This window comes from Ornithinimicrobium sp. INDO-MA30-4 (genome assembly GCF_021535045.1).
GTDB lineage: Bacteria > Actinomycetota > Actinomycetes > Actinomycetales > Dermatophilaceae > Ornithinicoccus.
Window position 1 is genome coordinate 650,984 of sequence record NZ_CP091056.1, and the last position, 23,959, is coordinate 674,942.

19 protein-coding genes and 10 pseudogenes are annotated in these 23,959 nt (G+C 61.2%); 19 read left to right on the top strand and 10 right to left on the bottom strand.

All coding sequences use genetic code 11. The features are described 5' to 3' along the window. Nucleotides 1-3: 3 nt before the first annotated feature. The 4 genes and pseudogenes from L0A91_RS03720 (at nucleotide 4) to L0A91_RS03735 (ending at nucleotide 2,873) form a co-directional block, all read left to right on the top strand. Nucleotides 4-1,202: pseudogene (locus L0A91_RS03720) on the top strand (phosphoglycerate kinase). Next, nucleotides 1,199-1,990: a triose-phosphate isomerase gene (tpiA, locus tag L0A91_RS03725; RefSeq protein ID WP_235245914.1), complete on the top strand. Its 792-nt coding sequence runs from the start codon at nucleotides 1,199-1,201 to the stop codon at nucleotides 1,988-1,990. The pseudogene L0A91_RS03720 and the gene tpiA overlap by 4 nt, the downstream one beginning before the upstream one ends. Before the next feature lie 132 nt (nucleotides 1,991-2,122). After that, on the top strand, nucleotides 2,123-2,365 hold the full coding sequence (secG, locus tag L0A91_RS03730; protein WP_220122445.1) for a preprotein translocase subunit SecG: 243 nt from the start codon (nucleotides 2,123-2,125) through the stop codon (nucleotides 2,363-2,365). A 145-nt stretch (nucleotides 2,366-2,510) separates the two neighbouring features. After that, a complete protein-coding gene (locus L0A91_RS03735) occupies nucleotides 2,511-2,873 on the top strand; it encodes an RNA polymerase-binding protein RbpA (RefSeq protein ID WP_235245915.1) in 363 nt (120 codons plus the stop codon). A gap of 65 nt (nucleotides 2,874-2,938) precedes the next feature. Here the strand turns inward: L0A91_RS03735 and pgl are convergent. The 5 genes and pseudogenes from pgl to tkt all read right to left on the bottom strand — a co-directional run bounded on the left by pgl (nucleotide 2,939) and on the right by tkt (nucleotide 9,688). Beyond that, nucleotides 2,939-3,678: pseudogene (pgl, locus tag L0A91_RS03745) on the bottom strand (6-phosphogluconolactonase). 185 nt (nucleotides 3,679-3,863) lie between these two features. Further along, nucleotides 3,864-4,700, bottom strand: a pseudogene (locus L0A91_RS03750) (glucose-6-phosphate dehydrogenase assembly protein OpcA); the annotation flags it as partial. Then, nucleotides 4,685-6,140, bottom strand: a pseudogene (gene zwf / locus L0A91_RS03755) (glucose-6-phosphate dehydrogenase). The pseudogenes L0A91_RS03750 and zwf, both read right to left, overlap by 16 nt. A 279-nt stretch (nucleotides 6,141-6,419) precedes the next feature. After that, the gene (gene tal, locus L0A91_RS03760) at nucleotides 6,420-7,538 is read right to left on the bottom strand and encodes a transaldolase (protein ID WP_235245917.1); all 1,119 of its coding nucleotides are present in this window, start codon (nucleotides 7,536-7,538) and stop codon (nucleotides 6,420-6,422) included. 8 nt (nucleotides 7,539-7,546) lie between these two features. Beyond that, a complete protein-coding gene (gene tkt / locus L0A91_RS03765; protein WP_235245918.1) occupies nucleotides 7,547-9,688 on the bottom strand; it encodes a transketolase in 2,142 nt (713 codons plus the stop codon). Nucleotides 9,689-9,968: 280 nt separating this feature from the next. On the opposite strand from tkt, the gene L0A91_RS03770 reads away from it, so the two are divergent. Continuing rightward, nucleotides 9,969-10,835 (top strand): heme o synthase, encoded by an 867-nt coding sequence (locus L0A91_RS03770; RefSeq protein WP_397333846.1) that lies wholly within the window; start codon nucleotides 9,969-9,971, stop codon nucleotides 10,833-10,835. On the opposite strand, the gene L0A91_RS03775 is transcribed toward L0A91_RS03770, so the two are convergent. The 4 genes from L0A91_RS03775 to L0A91_RS03790 are packed head-to-tail and all read right to left on the bottom strand — an operon-like array spanning nucleotide 10,832 to nucleotide 13,275. Continuing rightward, nucleotides 10,832-11,719 carry a heme A synthase gene (locus L0A91_RS03775; protein WP_235245921.1) on the bottom strand — a complete coding sequence of 296 codons (888 nt, stop codon included), beginning with the start codon at nucleotides 11,717-11,719 and terminating at the stop codon, nucleotides 10,832-10,834. The genes L0A91_RS03770 and L0A91_RS03775 overlap by 4 nt on opposite strands. 55 nt (nucleotides 11,720-11,774) lie before the next feature. Then, complete coding sequence (locus tag L0A91_RS03780; protein ID WP_235245922.1) at nucleotides 11,775-12,254, bottom strand: ABC transporter permease; 480 nt, start codon at nucleotides 12,252-12,254, stop codon at nucleotides 11,775-11,777. After that, complete coding sequence (locus L0A91_RS03785; RefSeq protein ID WP_235245923.1) at nucleotides 12,221-12,544, bottom strand: hypothetical protein; 324 nt, start codon at nucleotides 12,542-12,544, stop codon at nucleotides 12,221-12,223. Before L0A91_RS03785 ends, L0A91_RS03780 begins: the two co-directional genes overlap by 34 nt. Then, nucleotides 12,541-13,275 (bottom strand): ABC transporter ATP-binding protein, encoded by a 735-nt coding sequence (locus L0A91_RS03790; RefSeq protein ID WP_235245924.1) that lies wholly within the window; start codon nucleotides 13,273-13,275, stop codon nucleotides 12,541-12,543. The genes L0A91_RS03785 and L0A91_RS03790 overlap by 4 nt, the downstream gene beginning before the upstream one ends. A gap of 107 nt (nucleotides 13,276-13,382) precedes the next feature. Between L0A91_RS03790 and L0A91_RS03795 the strand changes: the two genes are divergently transcribed. The 13 genes and pseudogenes from L0A91_RS03795 (at nucleotide 13,383) to L0A91_RS03845 (ending at nucleotide 21,184) form a co-directional block, all read left to right on the top strand. Next, entirely contained in the window at nucleotides 13,383-14,093 is a 711-nt protein-coding gene (locus L0A91_RS03795) for a helix-turn-helix transcriptional regulator (protein WP_397333786.1), read from the top strand. Further along, nucleotides 14,090-15,509 (top strand): annotated as a pseudogene (sufB, locus tag L0A91_RS03800) (Fe-S cluster assembly protein SufB). The gene L0A91_RS03795 and the pseudogene sufB overlap by 4 nt, the downstream one beginning before the upstream one ends. Continuing rightward, nucleotides 15,509-16,691 (top strand): annotated as a pseudogene (gene sufD, locus L0A91_RS03805) (Fe-S cluster assembly protein SufD). The pseudogenes sufB and sufD overlap by 1 nt, the downstream one beginning before the upstream one ends. Then, a pseudogene (locus tag L0A91_RS18240) lies at nucleotides 16,688-16,917 on the top strand (Rieske 2Fe-2S domain-containing protein); the annotation flags it as partial. The pseudogenes sufD and L0A91_RS18240, both read left to right, overlap by 4 nt. Nucleotides 16,918-16,929: 12 nt before the next feature. Next, nucleotides 16,930-17,052: a hypothetical protein gene (locus tag L0A91_RS18245; RefSeq protein WP_311198184.1), complete on the top strand. Its 123-nt coding sequence runs from the start codon at nucleotides 16,930-16,932 to the stop codon at nucleotides 17,050-17,052. A 2-nt stretch (nucleotides 17,053-17,054) separates the two neighbouring features. Beyond that, nucleotides 17,055-17,812 (top strand): annotated as a pseudogene (sufC, locus tag L0A91_RS03815) (Fe-S cluster assembly ATPase SufC). Continuing rightward, nucleotides 17,812-19,119 (top strand): aminotransferase class V-fold PLP-dependent enzyme, encoded by a 1,308-nt coding sequence (locus tag L0A91_RS03820; protein ID WP_235246519.1) that lies wholly within the window; start codon nucleotides 17,812-17,814, stop codon nucleotides 19,117-19,119. The pseudogene sufC and the gene L0A91_RS03820 overlap by 1 nt, the downstream one beginning before the upstream one ends. Next, nucleotides 19,119-19,616: a Fe-S cluster assembly sulfur transfer protein SufU gene (sufU, locus tag L0A91_RS03825; RefSeq protein ID WP_235245927.1), complete on the top strand. Its 498-nt coding sequence runs from the start codon at nucleotides 19,119-19,121 to the stop codon at nucleotides 19,614-19,616. Before L0A91_RS03820 ends, sufU begins: the two co-directional genes overlap by 1 nt. Nucleotides 19,617-19,627: 11 nt before the next feature. Next, a pseudogene (locus L0A91_RS03830) lies at nucleotides 19,628-19,953 on the top strand (metal-sulfur cluster assembly factor). Nucleotide 19,954: 1 nt separating this feature from the next. Further along, nucleotides 19,955-20,143, top strand: coding sequence for a hypothetical protein (locus tag L0A91_RS03835; protein WP_235245928.1), 189 nt, complete (start codon nucleotides 19,955-19,957; stop codon nucleotides 20,141-20,143). Continuing rightward, a complete protein-coding gene (locus L0A91_RS19535) occupies nucleotides 20,130-20,402 on the top strand; it encodes a Vms1/Ankzf1 family peptidyl-tRNA hydrolase (RefSeq protein ID WP_397333787.1) in 273 nt (90 codons plus the stop codon). Before L0A91_RS03835 ends, L0A91_RS19535 begins: the two co-directional genes overlap by 14 nt. A 32-nt stretch (nucleotides 20,403-20,434) precedes the next feature. Then, nucleotides 20,435-20,587, top strand: a complete 153-nt coding sequence (locus L0A91_RS19540; protein WP_397333788.1) for a hypothetical protein — start codon at nucleotides 20,435-20,437, stop codon at nucleotides 20,585-20,587. A gap of 93 nt (nucleotides 20,588-20,680) precedes the next feature. Next, the gene (locus L0A91_RS03845; protein WP_235245930.1) at nucleotides 20,681-21,184 is read left to right on the top strand and encodes a hypothetical protein; all 504 of its coding nucleotides are present in this window, start codon (nucleotides 20,681-20,683) and stop codon (nucleotides 21,182-21,184) included. Between the two features lie 77 nt (nucleotides 21,185-21,261). Here L0A91_RS03845 and L0A91_RS03850 read toward each other — a convergent pair whose 3' ends face one another. Then, the gene (locus tag L0A91_RS03850; protein WP_235245932.1) at nucleotides 21,262-22,191 is read right to left on the bottom strand and encodes a neutral zinc metallopeptidase; all 930 of its coding nucleotides are present in this window, start codon (nucleotides 22,189-22,191) and stop codon (nucleotides 21,262-21,264) included. A 131-nt stretch (nucleotides 22,192-22,322) separates the two neighbouring features. Here L0A91_RS03850 and L0A91_RS03855 point away from each other — a divergent pair. Continuing rightward, nucleotides 22,323-23,920: pseudogene (locus L0A91_RS03855) on the top strand (ABC-F family ATP-binding cassette domain-containing protein). The last annotated feature ends 39 nt before the right edge of the window (nucleotides 23,921-23,959 follow it).

Sequence of the window (23,959 nt, forward strand, 5' to 3'; positions counted from 1 at the left end):
GATATGCGGTCCCTAGAATCACTTGGCGATCTGGTGGTAAGACGGTCCTGCTGCGCAGTGACCTGAACGTGCCGCTGGATGGCGACCGGATCACCGACGACGGTCGTGTCCGTGCATCGGTGCCGACCATTGAGGCTCTGACCCAGATGGGCGCACGCGTTGTCGTGTGCCCACCTGGGCCGCCCAAGGGCGAGCCCGATCCCGTCTTTTCGTTGCGGCCCGTAGCAGCACGACTCGGTGAGTTGCTCGGCCAGCAGGTCGGCTTTGCAGCCGAGACTGTTGGGCCTGTTGCGGCTCAAGCCGTTGGTGCCATGAGCGATGGCGATGTCGTTGTCTTGGAAAACCTGCGATTCAATGCCGGTGAAACGTCCAAGGACGACGCAGTGCGCGGCGCTTTCGCAGATGAGTTGGCCGCATTGGCCGACGTCTTTGTCTCGGATGGCTTTGGCGTTGTGCACCGCAAGCAGGCCTCTGTGTATGACGTTGCTTCTCGCTTGCCGCATGCAGCAGGAAAGCTAGTGCTTGCCGAAGTTGAGGTCATGCATGCGCTGCGTGACGATCCTCGCCGCCCCTATGCCGTCGTGCTGGGTGGCGCAAAGGTCAGCGACAAACTTGGCGTCATCGAATCGCTGATGACCGTGGCCGATAAGTTGCTCATCGGCGGCGGCATGGTCTTCACCTTCCTTAAGGCTCAGGGCCACGAGGTGGGACGGAGCCTTCTCGAAGAGGATCAGGTCGAGACTGTTCGGGGATATCTCGAGGATGCCAAGGCTCGCGGAGTCGAGATTGTCCTGCCAACCGATGTTGTCGCAGCGACCGAGTTTTCGGCTGAGGCTGAGCACACCGTTGTTGCAGTCGACAGCATCCCGAGCGATCGCCTTGGGCTCGACATCGGTCCTGACTCGGAAAAGGTGTTTGCCGAAGCTTTGGCTGACGCCGAAACTGTGTTCTGGAACGGTCCGATGGGTGCCTTCGAGATGGCTCCCTATGCGGCTGGCACCGCAGCACTTGCACAAACACTCGTTGAGCGCACTGCTGCAGGCGCTCTGACGGTCGTTGGCGGCGGAGATAGTGCTGCTGCTGTGCGTCTGCTCGGATTTGACGATGACCAGTTCGGCCACATTTCGACCGGTGGTGGAGCAAGCCTTGAGTACCTTGAAGGTAAGACGCTGCCTGGTCTGAGCGTTTTGGAGGAAGCATGAGCTCTCGCACCCCGCTAATGGCGGGCAACTGGAAGATGAACCTGGATCACCTTCAGGCGACTCATCTGGTGCAGAAGTTGGACTGGAGCCTCAAGGACGGCAAGCACAACTTTGCCGATGTTGAGGTAGCTGTCTTGCCTCCCTTCACTGATCTGCGTTCAGTGCAGACCTTGGTGCAGGGTGACCAGCTCGAGTTGGTCTATGGCGCGCAGGATGTGTCTGTGCATGATTCGGGCGCCTACACCGGTGAGATTTCTGGTGCCTTCTTGAACAAGCTGGGCTGCACATACGTCGTAGTTGGCCACAGCGAGTGCCGCGAGCACCGCAATGACACCGACCAAATTGTCAATGCGCGGTTGCAGGCAGCTTTTCGTCACAGCCTGACGCCGATTCTGTGCATCGGTGAGTCGTTGGATGACCGCAAGGCTGGCACCCACGTCGAGTATGTCTTGGGGCAGGTGAAGCGCGCGCTTGACGGGCTCTCAACTGAGCAGATTGCTGGAACGGTGCTGGCTTACGAGCCCGTCTGGGCTATTGGCACCGGCGAGGTGGCAACGGCCGCGGACGCACAAGAGGTTTGTGCCGCAATCCGTGGCCTCGTCAGCGAGTTGGCCGGCGAGGAAGTGGCGCAGGCAGCCCGTATCTTGTACGGGGGCTCCGTCAAGGCCAACAACATTGCGTCCATCATGGCCGAAGCCGACGTTGATGGTGCACTGGTTGGTGGAGCGTCGATTAACGTCGACGAGTTTTCCGCGATCTGCCGGTATCAGCAGCAGGCCAAGGCCTGAGAGCCAGCTCGCAAGTGTGATCCGGTGCAATCCAGGCCGGTAAGTTAGTCTGTCAGTCGCTCGATCCTCATGGGGTCGGGCGGCTGACTGTTCTTCAACACGGGTCAATCGCTTTAGATAAGGTGTCCCAGCGTGACTGCTGTTCGTATCTTCCTCGAGGTGCTGCTGGTTCTCAGCAGTATCTTTCTTGTGTTGCTGATTCTGATGCATAAAGGTCGGGGTGGCGGCATGTCGGACATGTTCGGTGGGGGCATGTCTGGAAGCCTCGGAGGGTCCTCAGTCGCTGAGCGAAACCTGAATCGCATCACTGTCGCGATGTCGGTTATTTGGTTTGCTTCCATCGTCGGAATTGGTGTTTTGATCAGTTACGCATGAGTAACTGATTGTTTTGGGTGTGTTATGGCCAATATCTGGGAACGGCCTGGTTTTTATCTGCGAATCTGCTTAACCTAGGCGTGCCCGCCCGGGCAGATGTGGCTAGTAATGGCTCGCCTTGAGCCCGTGACAAGAGGACGTAACTATGGCCGGCGCAAACTCGATTCGCGGCAGCCGGGTCGGAAGTGGCCCGATGGGGGAGGCAGAGCGCGGCGAGCACGCCCCACGCCTCACGATTTCTTTTTGGTGTTCTAACGGCCATGAGTCAAAGCCAAGTTTTTCCCAAGAAGCCAGTGAAGCCATTCCCGAAACGTGGGATTGCCCTCGGTGCGGACTGCCAGCAGGGAAGGACAAAGCAAACCCACCTCCCGCAAGCAAGCACGCTCCCTACAAAACACACCTTGCTTATGTGAAAGAGCGGCGCACCGACACGGATGGTGCGGCGCTCTTGGACGAGGCACTCAAGTCAATGCGCAAACGGGGGATCGGCTCAGGTTCCGCAAAGTAGCCATCCCCTGCAAGACGAAAGCGGCGAGAACCATCTGGTTCTCGCCGCTTTGCATGCCTGCGTGTTTAGCTCGACAAGAGGCTCGCCGCTTCGGCGTCGAGCCACCAACGGGTCTCCTGGGTGCCTCGGGCAAAAGAGGCGGGGTGCGCGGGCTGGTCCATGCCCTTCAGCGCGGAGGCCACGGCCGCAGCCTTGTCCTGTCCGCCGACGACAAGCCAGACGGCCTTTGCCCGCTGGATCACCGGGACGGTGAGTGAAACGCGCAACGGTGGCGGCTTGGGGAGTCGACGACCGCAACAGTTGCCGAGTCCGTGATGAGCACTTCCTCGCGTCCAGGAAAGAGGCTGGCGATGTGGGAGTCGGTCCCCACACCCAACAACAGCACGTCCATCGCCGGAGCAGCAATAGCGTTCTGCTCGCCAGCGGAATCCGCGCTGGCGGCTAGTGCGGTGGCGTAGTTAGCGGCTGCCGCTGGCAGGTCCGCGATGTCGTTGCCGGCATCCACACTGTGGACTTGCTCGGGCGGGACACCCCAGCGCAAAGCACCAGCATCGAAGGCCTGCTGGTCATTGCGATCATCGTGGCCACGTGTGACAAAGCGCTCGTCGCCCCACCAGAGATGGACGCTTGCCCATACTGGATCGCCGGCAGCCAGATCAGTGATCGAACGAACAACTTCGATGCCAAGAGATCCCCGGTGAGACCCAGGTGGGCAACCCCGCGCTGATCGACAGCGGTGCGCAGCTGTTGCATCGCTGCCACAGCAACTGCGTCGGCTACGTCCTTCTTGGTGGGGTGGGTCGATATCTGCCCCATGCTCGCGTTCGCGACAAAGGCGCTGCTTTCATCCATCTCATGCTCCTGAGCTGTTGAAGTGCTTTCTGTCTCCTGGTGAGCCGTTCCTTGATACACGCGGTGCAAGCCGTGGCACAGGGCTGTCGAATACACCTCGTCGGGATCAAGCCTGCGCAACTCATCGGCCAGCGCCTGACTAAGATCTGGCTCGAGCAGCGCAACTTGGCGCTCCGGTTGTAGTGGTTGAGACAACATGGCGGTGGGGCCCTGCGCGCGTGCCAGCTCGATGGGTCCAGAGGCCCTATCCAGGCGCATCGAGATGAGGCCGCTGCCGTCCTCAGTCGTGTCCCGGACAACGGGCGCGTTGAGGGCTGCCGATAACCAAGCGCCGAGCAAATCAGCACTCGGTGAGGCAGCCTCGGCAGTAATCGTAACTTTGCTGACCGGCTCGAATGGCGGGTAATCCAACGAGGCAGCGAGCAAAGCCCGCCACCGGGTGATCCGGGTCCAGGACAAGTCAGTGTCTCCGGGAGAGTAGAAGCGGCAACGCAACCCCAGGTCGACCCGAGAATCCGGCGCCATACCAGCGTCGGTGATCCGGCGCGTGGCAATCTGACCCAGTGCCGATGACGCGACGTCATCCGGAGGATTACTGGGCCACCACGCGACGATGGGGGAGTCCGGCAGCAACAGCGGAGTCACCACAGCATCACCGTGGTCGGCCAACTCCCCGGAGAGCCGCAAGACGATGATTTCTGAGGCTCCGGCATCACCGCCGACCCGAATTTGGGCGTCGAGGCGGTTCTCGGTGTCTTCCGTGCGGACCAAGACCACGATGCGAGCCGGGTGTAAGCGAGTTGCGTCGTTGGCGGCTGCAACAGCGGTATCGGCAAACGACTCATCGACCGAGACCAGGAGAGTGAGCACCCGGCCCAAGGCTGTGGCGCCCAGTTCGCTGCGCAGAGACACCAATTTCTTGCTGATGTCCTTGGTCGTCGTGCGCTCTAGATCGACAATCATGGGCGCCTCCATTCTCGGCCGTGGCGGCTCAACATTTCATCGGCTTCCTTGGGGCCCCAGGTGCCCGCACGGTAGTCAGCCGGGGGTGCGTCTTGGGCCTTCCAGTGATTCACAATCGGGTCCAAAATCTGCCACGACAGCTCAACTTCTTCGTGCCGGGGGAAGAGGGCGGGTCGCCGAGCAAGACATCCAGAATCAACCGCTCGTAGGCTTCGGGGCTGGACTCAGTGAACGACGCACCGTAGCCGAAGTCCATGGTCACATCCCGCACATCCATCTGACTTCCCGGCACCTTGGAGCCGAAACGCATCGTGATGCCTTCATCGGGCTGCACCCGAATAACAATCGCATTCTGGCCCAGTTCTTCGGGGGCACTGGTGGAGAAAGGTAAGCGGGGGCGCGCTTAAAGACAACTGCAATTTCAGAGACGCGCTTGCCCAAGCGTTTGCCAGTGCGCAAATAGAAGGGCACCCCGGCCCATCGGCGGGTATTCACATTAAGGGTGATCGCGGCATAGGTTTCGGTGTTCTTCTCGGCCTGCACCCCATCTTCATCTAGGTAACCGCGAACCTCTTCGCCGCCCTGCCAGCCGCCGGTATACCGACCGCGGCTGGTGGATGCATTGAGGTCTTCGGGCAGCCGGACGGAGGCCAGCACCTTTTCTTTCTCGGCGCGGACGGCGGAGGCAGAGAAGGCAATGGGCTCTTCCATTGCAGTGAGAGCCAGCAATTGCAACAGGTGGTTTTGAATGACGTCCTTGGCCGCGCCTACATCGTCGTAGTACCCAGCGCGGCCACCGATGCCGATGTCCTCGGCCATGGTGATCTGCACGTGGTCGACGAAGTTGGCGTTCCAGATGGGTTCGAAGAGTTGATTGGCGAACCGCAAGGCCAGGAGGTTCTGCACGGTTTCTTTGCCGAGGTAGTGATCGATCCGGAAGACCGAGTCAGGCGGAAAGACTCCCTCAACGATGGCGTTGAGCTGCTGAGCCGACTCCAGGTTATCTCCAAAAGGCTTCTCGATGATGACCCGCCGCCAAGTATCCGACTCAGCGTCACTCAGGCCAGCCGCCTGCAGTCGCTCCGTGACCGGGGCAAACCAGTCCGGCGGGATGGAGAGGTAGAAGGCAGTGTTGCCCCCGGTGCCGCGCTCCATGTCTAACTTCTGCACCGTCGTGGCGAGATCGGTAAAGGCGTCGGCGTCGTCAAAGGCACCGGAGACAAAACGTATGCCTTGAGCCAGGCTCTCCCAAACGTCTTCGCGGAAGGGTGTGCGGGCGTGGGCTTTGACCGCATCGTAGAAAACCTCGGCAAATTTGGCGTCAGTCCAGTCACGCCGGGCAAACCCAACGAAGGAGAACCCCGGTGGCAACAACCCACGGTTCGCTAGGTCATAGATCGCTGGGAGCAGTTTCTTTTGAGCTAGGTCGCCGGTCACGCCGAACATCACCATGCTGCAGGGGCCCGCGATGCGGGGAAGTCGCTTATCAGCAGCGACGCGCAAGGGATTATTTTCGGCAGTCACCGCGGTGCCTACGCTGGCGTTCTGATCGCCAGTCGATGCCATGAGGCCTCAAGCCTAGGAAGTTTTGGCCTGCCCGCATACCTTCGCTCAGGTCCCTTAGAGCGGGAACCTGAGCGAAGGTAGGCGAACGGCTATACCTCAGCAACGGTGAGGTGCTGAGTTGGCCTTCGGCCGGGATGACCCGGCCGAAGGGTCATGCGGGGTGTGCTACTTGCCCGACTTTTCCATCTCAGCCTGAACGCTTTCGAGCAGGTCGCTCCAGGAAGCCTCAAACTTCGAGACGCCTTCGCTTTCCAAGACCGCGACGACGTCGGTGTAGGAAACACCGACGGCCTCAATGCCGTCCAGAACAGACTGAGCGTGCTCGTAGTTGCTGGTGATGGTGTCGCCCTTGATCTCGCCGTGATCGGCCGTGGCGTCCATCGTCTTGCCAGGCATGGTGTTGACGACGTTGGCGGCAACCAGCTCGGTCACGTAGAGAGTGTCGGGCAGGTCAGGGTTCTTTACACCCGTCGAAGCCCACAGCGGACGCTGCGCGTGTGCGCCGTCGTCAGCAAGGTTCTGCCAACGCGGGGTGGAGAAGACCTCTTCGTATGCCTGGTAGGCCAGACGTGCGTTGGCCAACCCGGAGGCGCTCTTCAGCGCGGTTGCCTCGTCGGAGCCGACGGCATCCAAACGGGTGTCGACCTCGGAGTCCACGCGGGAGACGAAGAAGGAAGCAACCGAGTGGATCTTGGACAGGTCGTGGCCGTTCTGGCGCGCCTGCTCCAAGCCGGTGAGGAACGCGTTCATTACGCCGCGGTAGCGGTCGAGCGAGAAGATCAGCGTCACGTTGACGCTGATGCCCTTCGCCAGGACAGCGGTAATTGCGGGCAAACCTTCAACGGTTGCTGGAATCTTGATGAGCGTGTTGGGGCGGTCGACCGTGTTCCACAGACGCTCAGCCATCGCAACGGTGGCATCGGTATCTGCCGCCATCCGCGGGTCGACTTCGATCGATACGCGTCCGTCGACGCCATCGGTTGCCTCGTACACGGGCAGCAAGACGTCACATGCGTTGCGCACATCATCGGTGGTGAGGGCGAAGACAACCTCGTCGACGTCCTTGCCAGCGGCGGCCAGTTCGGCGACCTGCTCGTTGTAGGCCTCGCCATCGGAGATGGCGCCCTGGAAGATCGTCGGGTTGGTCGTGACACCAACGACGCTCTTTGCCTCAGTGAGCGCCTTCAGGTCGCCAGAGGCGATCATCGGACGGTTCAAGTCGTCCAGCCAGATGGAGACACCGGCTTGCGACAGTGCAGCAAGATTCTTGTTCTGCTCAGTCATTGTCAACCTCAGTTCTTGGTGGCGTTCAGAGATTCGTGGGCAGCCTCGGCAACAGCTTCGGCGGTGATGCCAAATTCCTTGTAAAGCACGCCAGCGGCTGCGGATGCGCCGTAGTGGTCAATGCCAACGATGCGGCCAGCGTCGCCAACCACGTCGCGCCAGCCCATCGAGACACCAGCCTCAACGCTAACGCGGGCCTTGACCGATGCGGGCAGGACCTCAGCCTGATAGGCAGCGTCCTGCTGTGCAAACCACTCGCGGCACGGCATCGAGACGACGCGCGTGGGAATGCCGTCGGCCTGCAAGGTCTTGCGAGCCTCGACAGCCAGCGACAATTCCGAGCCGGTACCAATCAAGATGACCTGTGCGTCGCCGCCTTCGGCCTCAGCAAGGACATATGCGCCCTTGGCGGTGCCTTCGGCGGAGGCGTACTCCGAGCGGTCCAAGGTCGGCATCGCCTGACGGGACAAAGCCAGTGCGCTGGGCTGATCCTTGGTCTTCAGGACCTGCAGCCAGGCCGCGGCGGTCTCATTGGCGTCACCGGGGCGGATGACGTTAACACCAGGAATGGCGCGCAGCGACGCCAAGTGCTCAATCGGTTGGTGGGTCGGGCCGTCTTCGCCAACGCCAATGCTGTCGTGGGTCCAGACATACACGGTGTTGAGATTCTGGATGGAAGCCAGCCGGACTGACGGACGCATGTAGTCAGAGAAGACCAGGAACGTGCCGCCGTAGGCGCGGGTCAAGCGTTCCAGCGCGATGCCGTTCAGGATCATGCCCATGGCGTGCTCGCGAATACCGAAGTGCAGCGTGCGACCGTACTGGTTGCCCGAGAACGAGTCAGTGGACTTGCCCTCCGGAATGAAGCTTGGCTCGCCCTTCATCGTGGTGTTGTTGGATCCAGCCAGGTCAGCCGAGCCGCCCCACAACTCCGGCATAACCGGGGCCAGCGCATTAAGCACCTCTCCGGAAGCGGCGCGAGTTGCGATGCCCTTCTCGGAAGCTTCGAAGACGGGCAATGCCTCAGCCAGGCCATCCGGCAGCTCGCCTGCCTGCAAGCGATCAAGCAAGGCGGCCTTCTCAGCGTTGGCCGAGCGCCATGCCTCGTAGCTCTTCTGCCATTCGGCGTTGGCTGCCTGACCGCGCTCAATCACCGAGCGGGTGTGCTTCAGGACATCGGCCTCTTCGGGGAAATGAACCTCGGGGTCGAAGCCAAGCAACTTCTTGGTGCTTTCGATCTCTTCGGCGCCCAAGGCAGAACCGTGCGAAGCGCCAGTGTCGCGCTTGGTCGGAGCAGGCCACGCGATGATGGTGCGAAGCAGGATAAAGGTCGGTTTGCCCGTGCGGGTCTTGCTGGCCTCGAGGGCTGCATAAAGGGCGTCAACGTCTTCGACGTATTCGCCACCTTCGCGCCAGTCGATCGTCTCCACGTGCCAGCCGTATGCCTCGTAGCGCTTGGCGACGTCTTCGCTGAACGAAATGTTGGTGTCGTTCTCGATGGAGATGAAGTTTTGGTCGTAGACAACCGTGAGGTTGTCCAATTCCTGGTGGCCGGCCAGCGAGCTCGCTTCGCTCGAGACGCCTTCCATCAGGTCACCATCAGAGGCGACAACCCAGATGTGGTGGTCGAAGGGCGATTCGCCCGGAGCTGCATCAGCGTCGAACATGCCACGCTGACGGCGCTGGGCCATCGCCATACCCACGGCGGAAGCCAAACCAGAGCCGAGGGGGCCGGTGGTGATTTCAACACCCGTGGTGTGGTTCACCTCGGGGTGTCCAGGAGTTGCCGACTCGAAGGTGCGCAGCGCCTTCAGGTCATCCATCTCGAGGCCGTAGCCGGACTGATAGAGCTGGATGTACTGCGTCAGCGACGAGTGTCCACAGGACAAGACAAAGCGATCCCGGCCCAGCCAGTGCGGGTCGGATGGGTCGTGGCGCATAACGTTCTGGAAAAGCGTGTAGGCGACGGGCGCCAAGCTCATCGCGGTTCCGGGGTGGCCGTTTCCGACCTTTTGGACGGCGTCGGCAGCCAAGACGCGAACCGTGTCAACGGCGCGCACATCAACGTCGGTCCAGCCCACCTGGCTGGCCACCGGGGCGGCCAGTGACGAATCGCGTCCTGCCGAGGTGGTGTCTTGTGGCTGAGTCACGAGTGCTCCTTGCTATGTGACGGATATTTGCGGATGGCACTTGCACGACAAACCGGGTGCTTGGCGGCGCGTAAAGGCCATCCATGGCGACGATCCTAGTCCTTCCCGGCCCTGAGTCACAGTTGTAGCCGTGCCTTGTAGGCTAGGAACGACAAACGTGGCCTCCAAGCCGCCGCTATCCAACGCTTTACGCCGATAAGGAACCCGTGACTACGCTGCAAGGCCGCGCCAACACCGCCGATCGCCGTCCCTGGCGGCAGGTGGTGCGTGATTACTATCCCTGACGAAGCCCCGAATTATCGAGTTGCTGCTGGTCACCACCTTCCCCGTGATGTTCCTGGCCGAGCGGGGCATCCCGGGCATTTGGCTGATGGTTGCGACCTTGATTGGTGGGGTGCTAGCCGCAGCTTCGGCAAACACGCTGAACTGCTACCTAGACCGCGACATCGATGCACGGATGCACCGAACCGAAAACAGGCCACTGGTGACCGGCGTCATCTCTCCGCAGGCCGCGCTCAACTTTGGTGTGATCGTCGGCGTAGCTTCAGTTGTTTGGCTCGGGTTGCTGGTTAATCTCGTGAGTGCAGCGCTCGCGCTGGGTGCCATCGTCTTGTACGTCGGTTTTTACACTATTCTGCTGAAGCGACGCACGGCCCAGAACATTGTCTGGGGCGGCGTCGCAGGCTGTATGCCAGTGCTTATCGGTTGGTCGGCCGTGACCGGATCATTGGACTGGGCAGCGGGAGTGCTCTTCTTAGTGGTCTTCTTCTGGACGCCCCCGCACTACTGGCCGTTGTCGATGCGTTTCAAAGATGACTACGCCAACGCGGGCGTGCCGATGTTGCCCGTGCTCAAGAGCGATGTCGTGGTTGGCCGTCAGATCGTGGCTTACTCCTGGGTGACGGTCTTGGTCTCGCTCGCGCTGATCCCGGTGGCCCCGATGGGTTGGATTTACACGATCGCCGCAGTTGTTTCCGGTGGCATTTTCATCGTTGAGGCACACCGGCTTCTGAGCCGGGCCAAGGCCGGCAAGGTCGGATCGGCGCTGGGCGCTATGCGGCTCTTCCACTACTCGATTAGCTATTTGACGCTGTTGTTCCTCGCCGTGGCCGTCGACCCGTTGCTCTACTGGGGCATTCTCAGCTAGCGAAGAGCGCGCAGCAGGCTGGCCTGGGCCCACGTCACCGTCAGGGTCAAGACGGCTGCGCCGAGCATGTGCAGCGATACCAGCGCGATCGGCAAGTCAAGGAAGTACTGCACGTAGCCGACGAGGCCTTGAGACAGAGCGATGGCAAGCACAACGAGCCATGGCCTCGTGGCTCCCTGCAGGCCACCCACCAGTCTCACGCTGAGCAGGATGCCCGCGAGCAGGCCAAAGAATAAGAACACGCTGTCCGCGTGAAGCTGCGACATCGTGGCGGGGTCTAGGCCAAACCGGGCGGGTTCGTCCGCGTCACCAGAGTGCGGGCCAGATCCGGTGGTGATCGTGCCGAGCACCAAGATCAGTGCGACGGCGGAAACTGTTCCCCAACTGAAGCCGCGGATGAGTTTGCGTGCTCGGTGAGGCACTTGCGGGTTTGGGGCAGGCCCGCTCCGCGCATTCCAGACGAGAAGTGTGCTGAGCGCGATCAGGCTCATCGAGATGAGGAAGTGCGCCATCACGGTGCCGGGGTTGAGGCCAGTGCGCACGGTGATTCCGCCCAGCACACCCTGAAAAATCGTGCCGGCCAGCACGAGCCCGGAGAGCGAAACGAAGGGACTCTTGCGAGCCTTGCGCAGGACGGCAATCACCATGACAAGGGCGACGAAGCCGACGATGATGCCGACCATCCGATTGCCAAACTCGATATAGGGGTGAATACCGTCGGCCGCTTCGAACGACGGGGTATAGCTGCCCGGCTCGCACTGGGGCCAGGTAGGGCAGCCAAGGCCACTTCCGGTCAACCGGACCAGACCGCCGGTGACCACAATGAGCACCTGAAGACAGAGGTTAAGAACGAAGATTCGAGAGAGCCAGGGATGTACGCGCACGCCATCATCTTAAGTGGCGGGCACAGCACACTGGGTGCCGGGCATGGTGCTCGAGTCAGTCAGACCAGCGCAACAACCTGCGGGCGACTAATGCCAGCAGAAGAGTCCACAGGGTTAGAGCCAGCAAGGCCAGCGACATCGGGATCCCGGCCTGGCCCGTTGTCAGTGCAGATCGCAGTCCATCTGCCAGCAGGGCTGAGGGTAGCCATTCAACGATGGCAGCAATCGACGCAGGCAACGCGTCGGTTGGAATGAGGATCCCGCCGCCGGCGAGCAACACCACCCATAAAAGGTTGGCCAGAGCCAGCACAGCCTCGGCGCGCAGGGCTCCACCGATAGCGACGGCTAACGCCACGAAGCAACCGCTACCAAGCACAAGGAAGAGCAGAGCAGGCGGCACGCCAGTAAGGTCTGGGCGCCAGCCAAGGACAAACGCGGCGCCCGAAATGACGACGACCTGCAGTGTCACCACCATGAGAACAGCGCCAGCCTTGGCCATGATCAGCCCGCCACGGCCCAGGGGAGTGGTGCCCAAAGGCGCAACACGCCATACCTTCGCTCGTAGCCAAGCAAGATTGCTTGACCCGTGAGGGCGGTTGACACGACTGCGAGTGCGAGCACACCAGGCACCACGACATTGATGCGGCTCACTTGCTCCCACGGGCCGACGCTGACGGGGACAAGATCGCTCAACGCCAGCCCGATAAGAGCCAACAACGGAAGCAACAGCGAGACGAGCAGTTGTTCTCCATTGGCCAAGAGGTTCCGCGCTTCGAATCGTGCCTGAGCTAAGACCCTGGTGCGGGCGGGTCGTGCTTCGCTCATCGTTTATCACCGGTCAGCATGAAGAAACGGTCTTCGAGCGATGCCCCGGCGCGCACTTCGTCTAGCGAGCCCTGGGCCACGACGTGGCCTCGTGCCACAACCACGATGTGATCGGCTAGACGCTCGGCTTCTTCAAAGAGTGTGCTCAGCACCACGGCCGGTCCTTGATCTGCGTAACTTCGAATCAACTCATGGACTTCTCGGCGACTATGCGGATCGAGGCCAGCGGTCGGCTCATCAAGGAAAGCCACCGAGGGCCGACCGATCAGCGCTGCGGCCAAGGCGACCCGTTGGCGTTGGCCACCTGAAAGCCGTCGAATGGGCGTGTCCCGAAAGCTCTCTACGCCCAACTCTGCGGCCAACTCAGTTAGTGACCATGGCTCGACATAGAACTTGCTCAGGTGCTTCAACAAGGCAAGCGGCTTGACGGCATGAGGGAGCCCGCCGTCCTGCAACATGACTCCCACGTTGGCGCGGTGTTTGGCATCTGCTTGCCAAGGGTCCGTTCCCAAAACTGAAACCCGACCGCTATGTGACCTAGCCAGGCCAGCAGCGATGTCGATAGCGCTTGACTTGCCGGCGCCATTGGGGCCGAGAATGCAGGTGATCTGGGCGTGGGATGCGCTCCAGGACAAGTCACGTAGTGCCTCGACTGCGCCGAACCTCTGGTCGACACCCTCGAACACAACAGCGGCATGAAGTGCACGCTCGGTCGGGTTCACAGAAGTCACCCGCCAACGATAAGGGGAGCAGACCTAATCAGTGTGGTCGAGGGTGCGGGAACAGAGTGAGGCAATACTTGGTTGGACTGAATGTGGATATAGGTGACACTGACATAGTGTTTTTCGCTGATGGCACCGCCGAGTCCCGCACCAGGGACTTAGTGCAGGCTGCCGTCAGCACGCGCGGACCTGTCACGGCCCGTGAGCTAGCCACCGAATTTGATCTGACACCCGCTGCTGTCCGTCGTCACCTCGACGCGCTAGCAGCAGAGGGAATGATTGAAGAACGCGAGGTTGTTCAGTCCGGTCGTCGGGGGCGCGGGCGTCCCGCTCGTGCCTACGTGCTGACCGCTAGCGGCCAAGAGCAACTTCCCACCACGTATGACGAAGTCGCCATCGCGGCTCTTCGTTTCCTCTCCGAACACTCAGGGCATGAAGCGGTTGCTGCGTTCGCTGATGATCAGATGGCGGCGTTGGAGTCGACGTTAGAGGAAGAAATCGGTGAACACGGCGGTGACGTCCAGACCCGGACGTTAGCGTTGGCCGAGGCCCTCTCCAAACAGGGCTATGCGGCGAGCACCCGACCGGTTGGGCAGGGAACAGGTTTAGCTGGTTTGCAGTTATGCCAAGGCCACTGCCCGATGCGTGGTGTTGCTAATGAGTTCAAAGAATTTTGCGACGCGGAGACCTCAATGATCTCTCGTGTCCTGGGTGTGCACGTCCAGCGGTTGGCCACATTGGCCGGCGGCGAACACGTGTGCACCACGTTTGTCCCCACGGGACCCATGGGTTCTGTTCCCACCCCAGAAGAAAGGCCCTCTCGATGAGTACCAACATTGAAGAGCTCAACCCAGGTCTAAAGGACCTCGGGACGTATGAGTATGGCTGGGCAGATAGCGACAGCGCCGGTTCCACGGCTCGTCGTGGCCTCAGCGAAGATGTCGTCGCTGACATCTCCTCGCGCAAGAGCGAGCCAGAGTGGATGTTGAACGCCCGGATGAAGGCGCTCAAGCTCTTTGGCAAGAAGCCGATGCCGACCTGGGGCAGTGACCTCACCGGGATCCACTTCGATAACATCAAGTACTTCGTGAAGTCCACCGAGAAGCAGGCCACCAGCTGGGAAGACCTGCCCGAGGACATCAAGAACACCTACGACCGTCTGGGCATCCCCGAGGCCGAGAAGCAGCGTCTCGTTGCTGGCGTCGCAGCACAGTACGAGTCTGAGGTTGTCTACCACCAGATCCGTGAGGACCTGGAGGAAAAGGGCGTCATCTTCGTTGACACCGACACCGCCCTTCGTGAGCACGAGGACCTGTTCCGCGAATACTTCGCCTCGGTGATCCCCACCGGTGACAACAAGTTCTCCGCCCTGAACACGGCCGTATGGTCGGGTGGCTCGTTCATCTACGTCCCCCGGGCGTCCACGTGGACATCCCGCTGCAGGCCTACTTCCGGATTAACACCGAAAACATGGGCCAGTTCGAGCGGACCTTGATCATCGCTGACGAGGGCTCTTCGGTGCACTACGTCGAAGGCTGCACCGCCCCGATCTACCAGAGTGACTCGCTGCACTCAGCAGTTGTCGAGATCATCGTGAAGAAGAACGCTCGCGTTCGCTACACGACGATCCAGAACTGGTCGAACAACGTCTACAACCTGGTCACCAAGCGTGCGACCTGTGCAGAAGGCGCCACCATGGAGTGGATCGATGGCAACATCGGCTCCAAGGTCACCATGAAGTACCCGGCCATCTTCCTGATGGGCGAGCACTCCAAGGGCGAGACCCTCTCCGTTGCTTTCGCGGGCGAGGGCCAGCACCAGGACGCCGGCGCCAAGATGGTGCACGCAGCCCCCACACCTCATCGACGATTGTGTCGAAGTCGGTGGCTCGTGGTGGCGGTCGCACCTCCTACCGCGGCCTGGTTCAGGTCCTGGATGGGGCACACCACAGCAAGTCCAGCGTGGTCTGCGACGCACTGTTGGTCGACCAGATCTCGCGTTCTGACACCTACCCCTACGTGGACGTTCGTGAAGACGACGTCCAGATGGGCCACGAGGCAACCGTCTCGAAGGTGTCCGAGGACCAGATGTTCTACCTGATGTCTCGCGGAATGTCCGAGACCGAAGCGATGGCGATGATCGTCCGCGGCTTCGTTGAGCCCATTGCTCGCGAACTGCCGATGGAATACGCGCTTGAGCTGAACCGGCTCATCGAACTGCAAATGGAAGGAGCAGTCGGCTGATGACTCTTGTCACCGACAAGCCGCACAACGACCCGCAGTCGCAGGTCGCAACCATTCCCGACAAGTCGCGCGCCGAGCGTCTGACCTCGTTTGAGGTTGAAGACTTCGCCGTCCCGACAGGTCGTGAAGAGGAGTGGCGCTTCACCCCAGTCGATCGTTTGGCTGGCCTGTTTTCCGACACGGCGACCGACGCAGATGCAGTCACCTTCAGCACCAACGTGCCAGAAGAAGCGTTGCAGGCTGCGCTGGCCGCTGGCGTTGCCCCGCGTGGGACCGTCTTGGTCCCCGGCGATCGCGGCTCCGTCGTCGGCTCTGCGAATGCACCCGAGGCGACCTATATCAAGGTCCCCAACGACGCTGAGTATGCAGAGCCGCTGCGGGTCGACATCGCCGGTAACGGTGCTGGTCGCCGAGTCAACTCCACATCGTGTTGGAGGCTGGCTCGCACAGCAAGGCGCTCATCATCTTGGACCACACCGGAAGCGCTGACTTCTCGGGCAACGTGGAAATCAAGGTGGGCGACGGCGCCGACCTGACGGTCGTCACGCTGCAGCGGTGGAGCGACGACGCCAACCACCTGGCGCAGCACGACGCAGTGGTCGGCCGCGACGCGACATACAAGCACATCGCGGTTTCGCTGGGCGGTTCCATCGTCCGGATGAACAGCAACGTCCGCTACGCAGGCCCCGGCGGCGACGCCACCTTGCTCGGTGTCTACTTCGCCGACGCTGGTCAGCACTGGAGCACCGCTCCTTTGTTGACCACAACGCACCGCAGTGCAAGTCCTTGGTCACCTACAAGGGTGCGCTTCAGGGCGAAACCGCACACACCGTATGGGTTGGCGACGTGCTGATCCGTGCCGAGGCCGAAGGCATCGACACGTATGAGTTGAACCGCAACCTGGTGCTCTCCGATGGCGCGCGGGCCGACTCGGTGCCCAACCTCGAGATCGAGACTGGCGACATCGCCGGAGCCGGCCACGCCAGCTCCACCGGTCGCTTCGATGACGAGCAGTTGTTCTACCTGATGTCGCGTGGTGTTTCCGAGGACGAGGCGCGACGCATGGTCGTTCGTGGCTTCTTTGCCGACATCATCGCCAAGATCGGCGTCGCAGAGGTTGTTGGTCCCCTGATGGAGGCAATCGACGCGGAGTTGGCTTTGGACATGAAGGGCGAGGCGTGACCGAAGACGTCAGCACCGACCGTTTGGCGGAGTTCACCAAGGTTTGCTCCTTGGCGGACCTGCCAAACGTCGGCGCGGTCTGCGCCGACTTCGATGGTCGTCGAGTTGCCATTGCGCGGGATAGCTCCGGTGCGGTGCATGCCTTTGACGACACCTGCAGTCACGCCAAGGTCTCCTCTCTGAGGGCGATGTTGAAGACGACGTCATCGAGTGCTGGCTGCACGGCTCCGGTTTCAACATGAAAACCGGCAAGCCGACCAGCCTGCCAGCCACCGAACCCATCGCGGTGCACACCGTGCAGATTGAGGGAGATGACGTCTACGTCGCCCTCTCCGATTCTTTTAAGCAAGGAGAAAAGTAACTATGGCTACATTGGAAATTAAAGACTTGCACGTCTCGGTTGAGACCGAGGCTGGCGCCAAGGAAATCCTGCGCGGCGTTGACTTGACGCTGAACTCGGGCGAGACGCACGCCATCATGGGCCCCAACGGCTCTGGCAAGTCGACCCTGGCCTACTCGATCGCGGGACACCCTGGTACACGATCACCTCCGGCACGGTCACCCTTGACGGTGAAGACGTGTTGGCGATGGGCGTCGACGAGCGTGCCCAGGCCGGTCTCTTCTTGGCTATGCAGTACCCAGTCGAGGTCCCCGGTGTCACGGTCTCCAACTTCCTGCGCACGGCAAAGACTGCCATCGACGGCGAAGCACCCAAGCTGCGCACGTGGATCAAGGAAGTTAAGGAAGCCATGGGCCAGTTGCGGATGGACCCAGTCTTCGCCGAGCGCAACGTCAACGAAGGCTTCTCCGGTGGCGAAAAGAAGCGCCACGAGATCCTGCAGATGGAGCTGCTCAAGCCCAAGATGGCTATCCTCGATGAGACCGACTCTGGCCTGGACGTTGACGCACTGAAGGTTGTTTCCGAGGGAGTTAACCGCGTCAAGGAAAACAGCGAAGTTGGCGTCATGCTGATCACGCACTACACCCGGATCCTGCGCTACATCAAGCCTGACCAGGTGCACGTGTTCATCAACGGTCGCGTTGCCGAGTCTGGTGGCCCCGAGTTGGCTGACCGCCTCGAAAACGAAGGCTACGACCGCTACCAGGGCGCACAGGTCTGATCTTGTCTTTGGCATTCAGCGTGGGGGAGTCGGCTCAGATTCGAGCCGACTTCCCCATCCTTGCCCGAACGGTGCGCGACGAAAAGCCGTTGGTCTATCTCGATAGCGGCGCGACCTCGCAAAAGCCGACGGTTGTGTTGGAGGCAGAGCGAGAGTTCTACACCCAGCACAACGCTGCGGTTCACCGCGGAGCGCACCAACTGGCTGAGGAAGCGACCGAGGCCTTCGAGGATGCACGAGCGACGATCGCTGCCTTCCTTGGCGGCAACAGCGACGAGATCGTCTTCACCAAGAACGGCACCGAAGCCATCAACCTCATCGCGTACGCGGTGAGTAATGCGGCGTTCCCCGGTTCGGTTGATGGTGCGGACCCGGCTGCAGCCGCCCGCTTGTCTGTGGGACCTGGCGACGAGATTGTGGTCACCGAAATGGAGCACCACGCCAACCTGGTGCCGTGGCAAGAGTTGGCCCGTCGCACCGGAGCCACCTTGAAGTGGATCTCGATCGATGAGGATGGGCGCCTGGGCGCTCCTGAGTCAGCGATCAGCGACCGCACCAAGATCTTGGCGATCACCCACGTCTCGAACGTGGTTGGCACCCGCAACGATCTGGCTCCCTACGTCGCGGCGGCCAAGGCGAACAACGCCATCGTGGTGGTTGACGCTTGCCAGTCAGTGCCACACCTCGATGTCACCGACCTCACGGCGGCGGACTCTGGCATTGACTTCGTGATCTTCACCGGTCACAAGGTGCTTGGTCCTTCGGGGATCGGTGTCCTGTGGGGTCGGACAGAGTTGCTCGCAGCAATGCCACCCTTCTTGACCGGCGGATCGATGATCGAGGTCGTTAAGATGGAGGGGTCAACGTATGCCCCGCCACCGCAGCGTTTCGAGGCTGGAGTGCCGGTGGCTGCTCAGGCGGTTGGTCTCGCTGCCGCGGTGAAGTACCTGCAGGGCTGGGGTATGGATCGTGTGCACGCTCACGATGAGGCGCTGACCGCATACGCGCTTGAGCAAATGGCGACTCGGCCCTGGCTGAAGGTGCTCGGGCCGCGCGACGCCGCCGAGCGAGTCGGGTCTGTCGCTTTTGTCGTTGAGGGTGTGCACCCGCACGATGTTGGCCAGATTTTGGACGACGACGGTATTGCTGTGCGGACCGGCCACCATTGCGCTTGGCCGCTGCACCGCGCGCTGGGAGTGCCCTCGAGCACTCGGGCCAGTTTCGGCATCTACACGACCACTGCCGAGATTGACGCGATGATGAAGAGTCTGGACCGCGTCGTTGAGATTTTTGGGGTGAACAGCTGATGGACATGTATGGCGAGTTGATCCTGGAGCATTCAAAGCGGCCAGTCGCCTCTGGACTGCGCGACGGTCATGCTGGCGAGGCTTACCACGTCAACACGACGTGTGGAGACGAAGTCACGGTGCGCGTACATCTGTCCGCATCCCCCGAAGACGGGTCGGTGCTGGCTCCTGCCGATGTCACCCTGACCGACTTTTCCTACGACGCGACGGGCTGCAGCATCTCGATGGCGGCCACCTCCATGTTGGCTCAAGAAGCCATTGGAGAATCCGTGGCCGAGAGTTTGGACGTCTATCGCGGCGTGCAAGCGATGTTGACTTCCCGCGGCCAAGATCCGGGAGACGTCGAGGAGATAGGCGATGCCGTCGCTCTTGCTGGTGTTTCCAAGTATCCGGCGCGCGTGAAGTGTGCCCTGCTGGGCTGGAGTGCCTACCTTGATGCGCTTGCTCGGGCGGGCGTCGACATCTCCAGCGTAAAATCTTCCGCTAAGACCCCTTGAAAGGTGCAGTCATGAGTGAAATCACTGCAGTTCCGAATGTTGCCGACGTCGAAGAGGCATTGCACGACGTTGTTGACCCTGAGTTGGGCATCAACGTCGTTGACCTTGGCCTGATCTACGGAGTCACCGTGGACGCCAGCGCACACGCTGTCGTCGACATGACGCTCACCAGTGCTGCTTGCCCGTTGACGGATGTCATCGAAGACCAGACAGCCCAGGCGTTGGAAGGCCTCGTTGCCAGCCACCGCATCAACTGGGTGTGGATGCCGCCGTGGGGCCCAGACAAGATCACCCCGAGGGCCGTGAGCAGTTGCGTGCCTTGGGCTTCAACATCTGAGGTGACCAGCCCTCGGCGCCTGGAGATTCCTGCCCAGCGAATTGTTCGCTGGTGCGCTGGTTTTGAAGAGCGCCACGGAGTCACCACGTGGAGCGTTGAGGCAGGGCACTACCTGCTGCGCGCCCACGATGGCAGCCAAGCCGCCTTGAGCGGTTGGCGCGAGCCAACCACCAGCGGTGCCGCCGCCTGATCTCACTGGTTGGGCAGCGGCACCGTCTGTGTTTGGGCTGGTATTGGTCCGCAGAGGCGGCTACACGGTAGGCGTTGTCGAGAATGCGGCCTTGGTCCGGCACTACGCCGGAACGCGATACGTGCAGTCGCGAACGGCTGCCGGCGGTTGGTCCCAGCAGCGGTATGCCCGCAGACGGGGCAACCAAGCCGATGCGCTGGTCAACGCCGTTGCGGATCGGGCGGCTGCGATGTGGTCCGAGCACAACCTGGGGGAGTAGTCGTCGGAGGCGACAAAGCCCTAGTAGCCACTGTGCTGAACGAATTGGTCCTGCCTGAGCCGGTGACGGACACGCAACGCCAGTTTTACGACATACCAGATCCGCGGCATGCAGTGCTCAAGAAGGTCGTGGATCGGTCACTTCGAGTGAGTGTCGATATCACTGAAACCGACCTGCCTAGCTAAATATCCAGACGCCCACACGTATTAACTGGTAAATTCCTGAGAATGATAGACGATCGAGTTACCTCGCGCTGTCGCAGGAAAATCGTGCCGGCAATGATTTTCGGGTTGGCCATGGCGGGTGCAACATCATGTGTTGGCTCGGACAGTGAAGGCTCGGTCGAGCCTCCCGAGGCGGTTGAGACCGACTCAAGCCAGGTGGAAGAAGACGTGGCTGAACCCGATGAAGCTGACGAAACTGAAGTTGAAGAAACTGAAGCTGAGTCAGAGGCGGCCAGAGGCTCTGGATCGGGCACGGTGACCATGGGCGACGGCACCGTGTACGAGATCGTGAATCTCACCCAGTGCGACACGTCCGCGACGGATCCCAGCGGCTTCCCGCTTGAGACTGGCTATGGCATCTATGGCAGCACCGCAGATGGGACCGTGGAGATCTTCTTCTCCCGAGCCGGACTTGATGACGACGACGCATTCTTCGGTGGCGGTATCGAGGAGATTTCAATGGCGACGGCGAGACTGACGAACTGCTGTATTCAGCACAATCAGGGACCGAAGACATCAGCATCGACGGACCCAGCGCCTTCGGCACCGTTGAGGTGAGGTCACTGGGCCGCGAAGACCCTCATGGTGAAGAGTCCACCGTCGAGATCGATTTCACCTGCTGAGTGACCCAGCGACTACCCATCCAGTTGGTCTGCAGAAACGGAGAAGGTGTCGCACGTGTTGGGGTTGCCGCTCTCGTAGCCAACCGTGAACCAGTGTTCGCGTTGTGCCGCAGATCCGTGTGTCCACAGGTCTGGGTTGATCCGGCTGCCGCTTTGGGACTGGATGGAGTCATCGCCCACAGCCTCGGCAGCACTCAACGCGGATTCGACCTGGCGCTGGGTGATGGGCTCCAACAGGGTGTTGCCGTCAATATCCTGCGTAGTGGCTGCATTGCCCACCCATGCTCCAGCGAAGCAGTCAGCCTGCAACTCGACGCGCACCGCGTTTGAGCCATCACCTTGACTGCCGCCACCGTAACGGGACAGCACCCCGGTCAAGTTTTGAATGTGGTGCCCATACTCGTGAGCCACGACGTACATCTGCGACAACGAACCGCCGTCCGAGCCCAGTTGTTCCAGTTGCTCAAAGAACGCGGTATCAAGGTAGATGGTCGAGTCGATGGGGCAGTAGAACGGCCCAACAGCGCTAGTGGCATCACCGCAGCCAGTTGAGGTAGCACCGGTGAAGATCACGGTCTCAGCAGGCTCGTAGTCGCTGAAGGCGCGCTCCCAGTAGTCCTGAACGCTGATGACGGTGCCGACCATCCGGCAGTCGACGTTCGCATTCGCGTCAGCCCCGGTGCGGCACTCGGCAAAGTCGTCCTCCCCAGCGGAATCTGCCGCACTGACGTACTCGGAGTTGTAGTTGGTGCTGGCCCCCGTCGTGCCACCGCCACCCGACAGGTCGGAAATATTTCCACCCATCAAGATGTAGATGACAGTAACGACCACTCCGAGCAGGCCACTACCGGCTGCCACGGTCCCGCCGCCAGCCCTGCGGCCACCTGAGCCGCCCCGTCGGACTTGGCTATTTTTCAGGTTGGCGTTCTCACGGAACGTCATCGGAACCTCCAGGCAGCGGTGATTGGGCGAGCCTCACCATACTCTCCCGTAGCATGGAGTGTTGGTCACTGTGCCGTGACGTCCCCGGTCTGTTGACCACCCGCAAACGAAGTACCACCGAAGGAGCTCCCTTGATCGTCGTCTCCAACCTGGAGTTACGAGCAGGTTCACGACTCCTGATGGATGAGGTCAACTTCCGCGTCGCGAGCGGAGACCGGGTGGGGCTTGTTGGTCGCAATGGCGCCGGTAAGACCACCCTGACGAAGGCACTATCGGGTCAGACCGAGCCAGCAGGCGGCACCATTTCGCGCGGTGGAGAGATTGGCTATCTGCCTCAAGACCCGCGCACTGGTGACCTGAGCGTGCTGGGCCGCGACCGCATCTTGTCCGCGCGTGGCCTCGACACCATCGTGGCCAACATGCGCAAGGCCGAAGCGGCGATGATGAGCGAAGACGATGCTGTGCGCGAAAAGGCAATGGGACGGTATGCGCGGCTCGAGGCCGACTTCACCTCCCGTGGCGGCTATGCCGCAGAGTCCGAAGCGGGCTCAATTGCCAACAGCCTGAGCCTGCCTGAGCGCGTCTTGGGTCAGCCCCTCGACACACTTTCTGGTGGTCAGCGCCGCCGCATCGAGTTAGCCCGGATCCTCTTCTCTGGCGCAGACACCCTGCTCCTTGACGAGCCCACTAACCACCTGGACGCCGACTCGGTGCTCTGGTTGCGCGACTATCTCAAGACGTACCCCGGCGGGTTGTTGATCATCTCGCACGACGTGGCTCTGATTGAGACCGTCGTGAACCGGGTTTTCTATCTCGACGCCAACCGCTCCGTCATCGACATCTACAACATGGGTTGGAAGCAATACCTGCAGCAGCGGGAAAACGACGAGCGCCGTCGACACCGTGAGCGGGCCAACGCTGAAAAGAAGGCTCACACCTTGATGGCGCAAGCCGACAAAATGCGGGCTAAGGCGACCAAGGCGGTGGCTGCGCAAAACATGGCACGGCGGGCTCAGCGATTGCTCGATGGCTTAGAGACCGAGCAAGTCAGCGACAAGGTCGCCAAGCTGCGTTTCCGACTCCGGCCGCAAGTGGCAAGACACCGCTGATGGCCGAAGGGCTGTCGCGGTCCTATGGATCCCTGGAGATCTTCACCGATGTCGACCTCGCAATCGACCGTGGCTCCAAGGTCGTCATTCTTGGTCTGAACGGTGCTGGCAAGACGACTTTGCTGCGCATTCTGGCGGGCATTGATGACCCGGACACCGGCAAGGTGTTGCCTGGTCACGGTGCCAAGCTCGGCTACTACGCCCAGGAGCACGAAACACTTGATGTTGAGCGCTCGGTTTTGGCGAACATGAAGTCGGCTGCCCCCGATTTGGACGAGACCGAGACTCGCAAGGTGCTGGGCTCGTTCCTCTTCTCTGGCGACGACGTCCTCAAGTCGGCATCGGTGCTCTCTGGTGGTGAAAAGACCCGATTGGCTCTGGCCATGCTCGTGGTCTCGGCAGCCAATGTGCTCTTGCTCGATGAGCCGACTAACAACTTGGACCCGGCGTCGCGTGCCGAAGTTTTGGACGCACTTCGTCGCTACGAGGGCGCCGTCATTCTGGTGAGCCACGACGAGGGCGCGGTCGCTGCTCTGGAGCCAGAGCGTGTGCTGCTCCTGCCCGATGGCGTTGAAGATCACTGGAATGCCGACTACCAAGACTTGATTTCGCTGGCCTGACCTGCGGTTCGACGCCTCCACCTCGGAATAGCCCTCGCC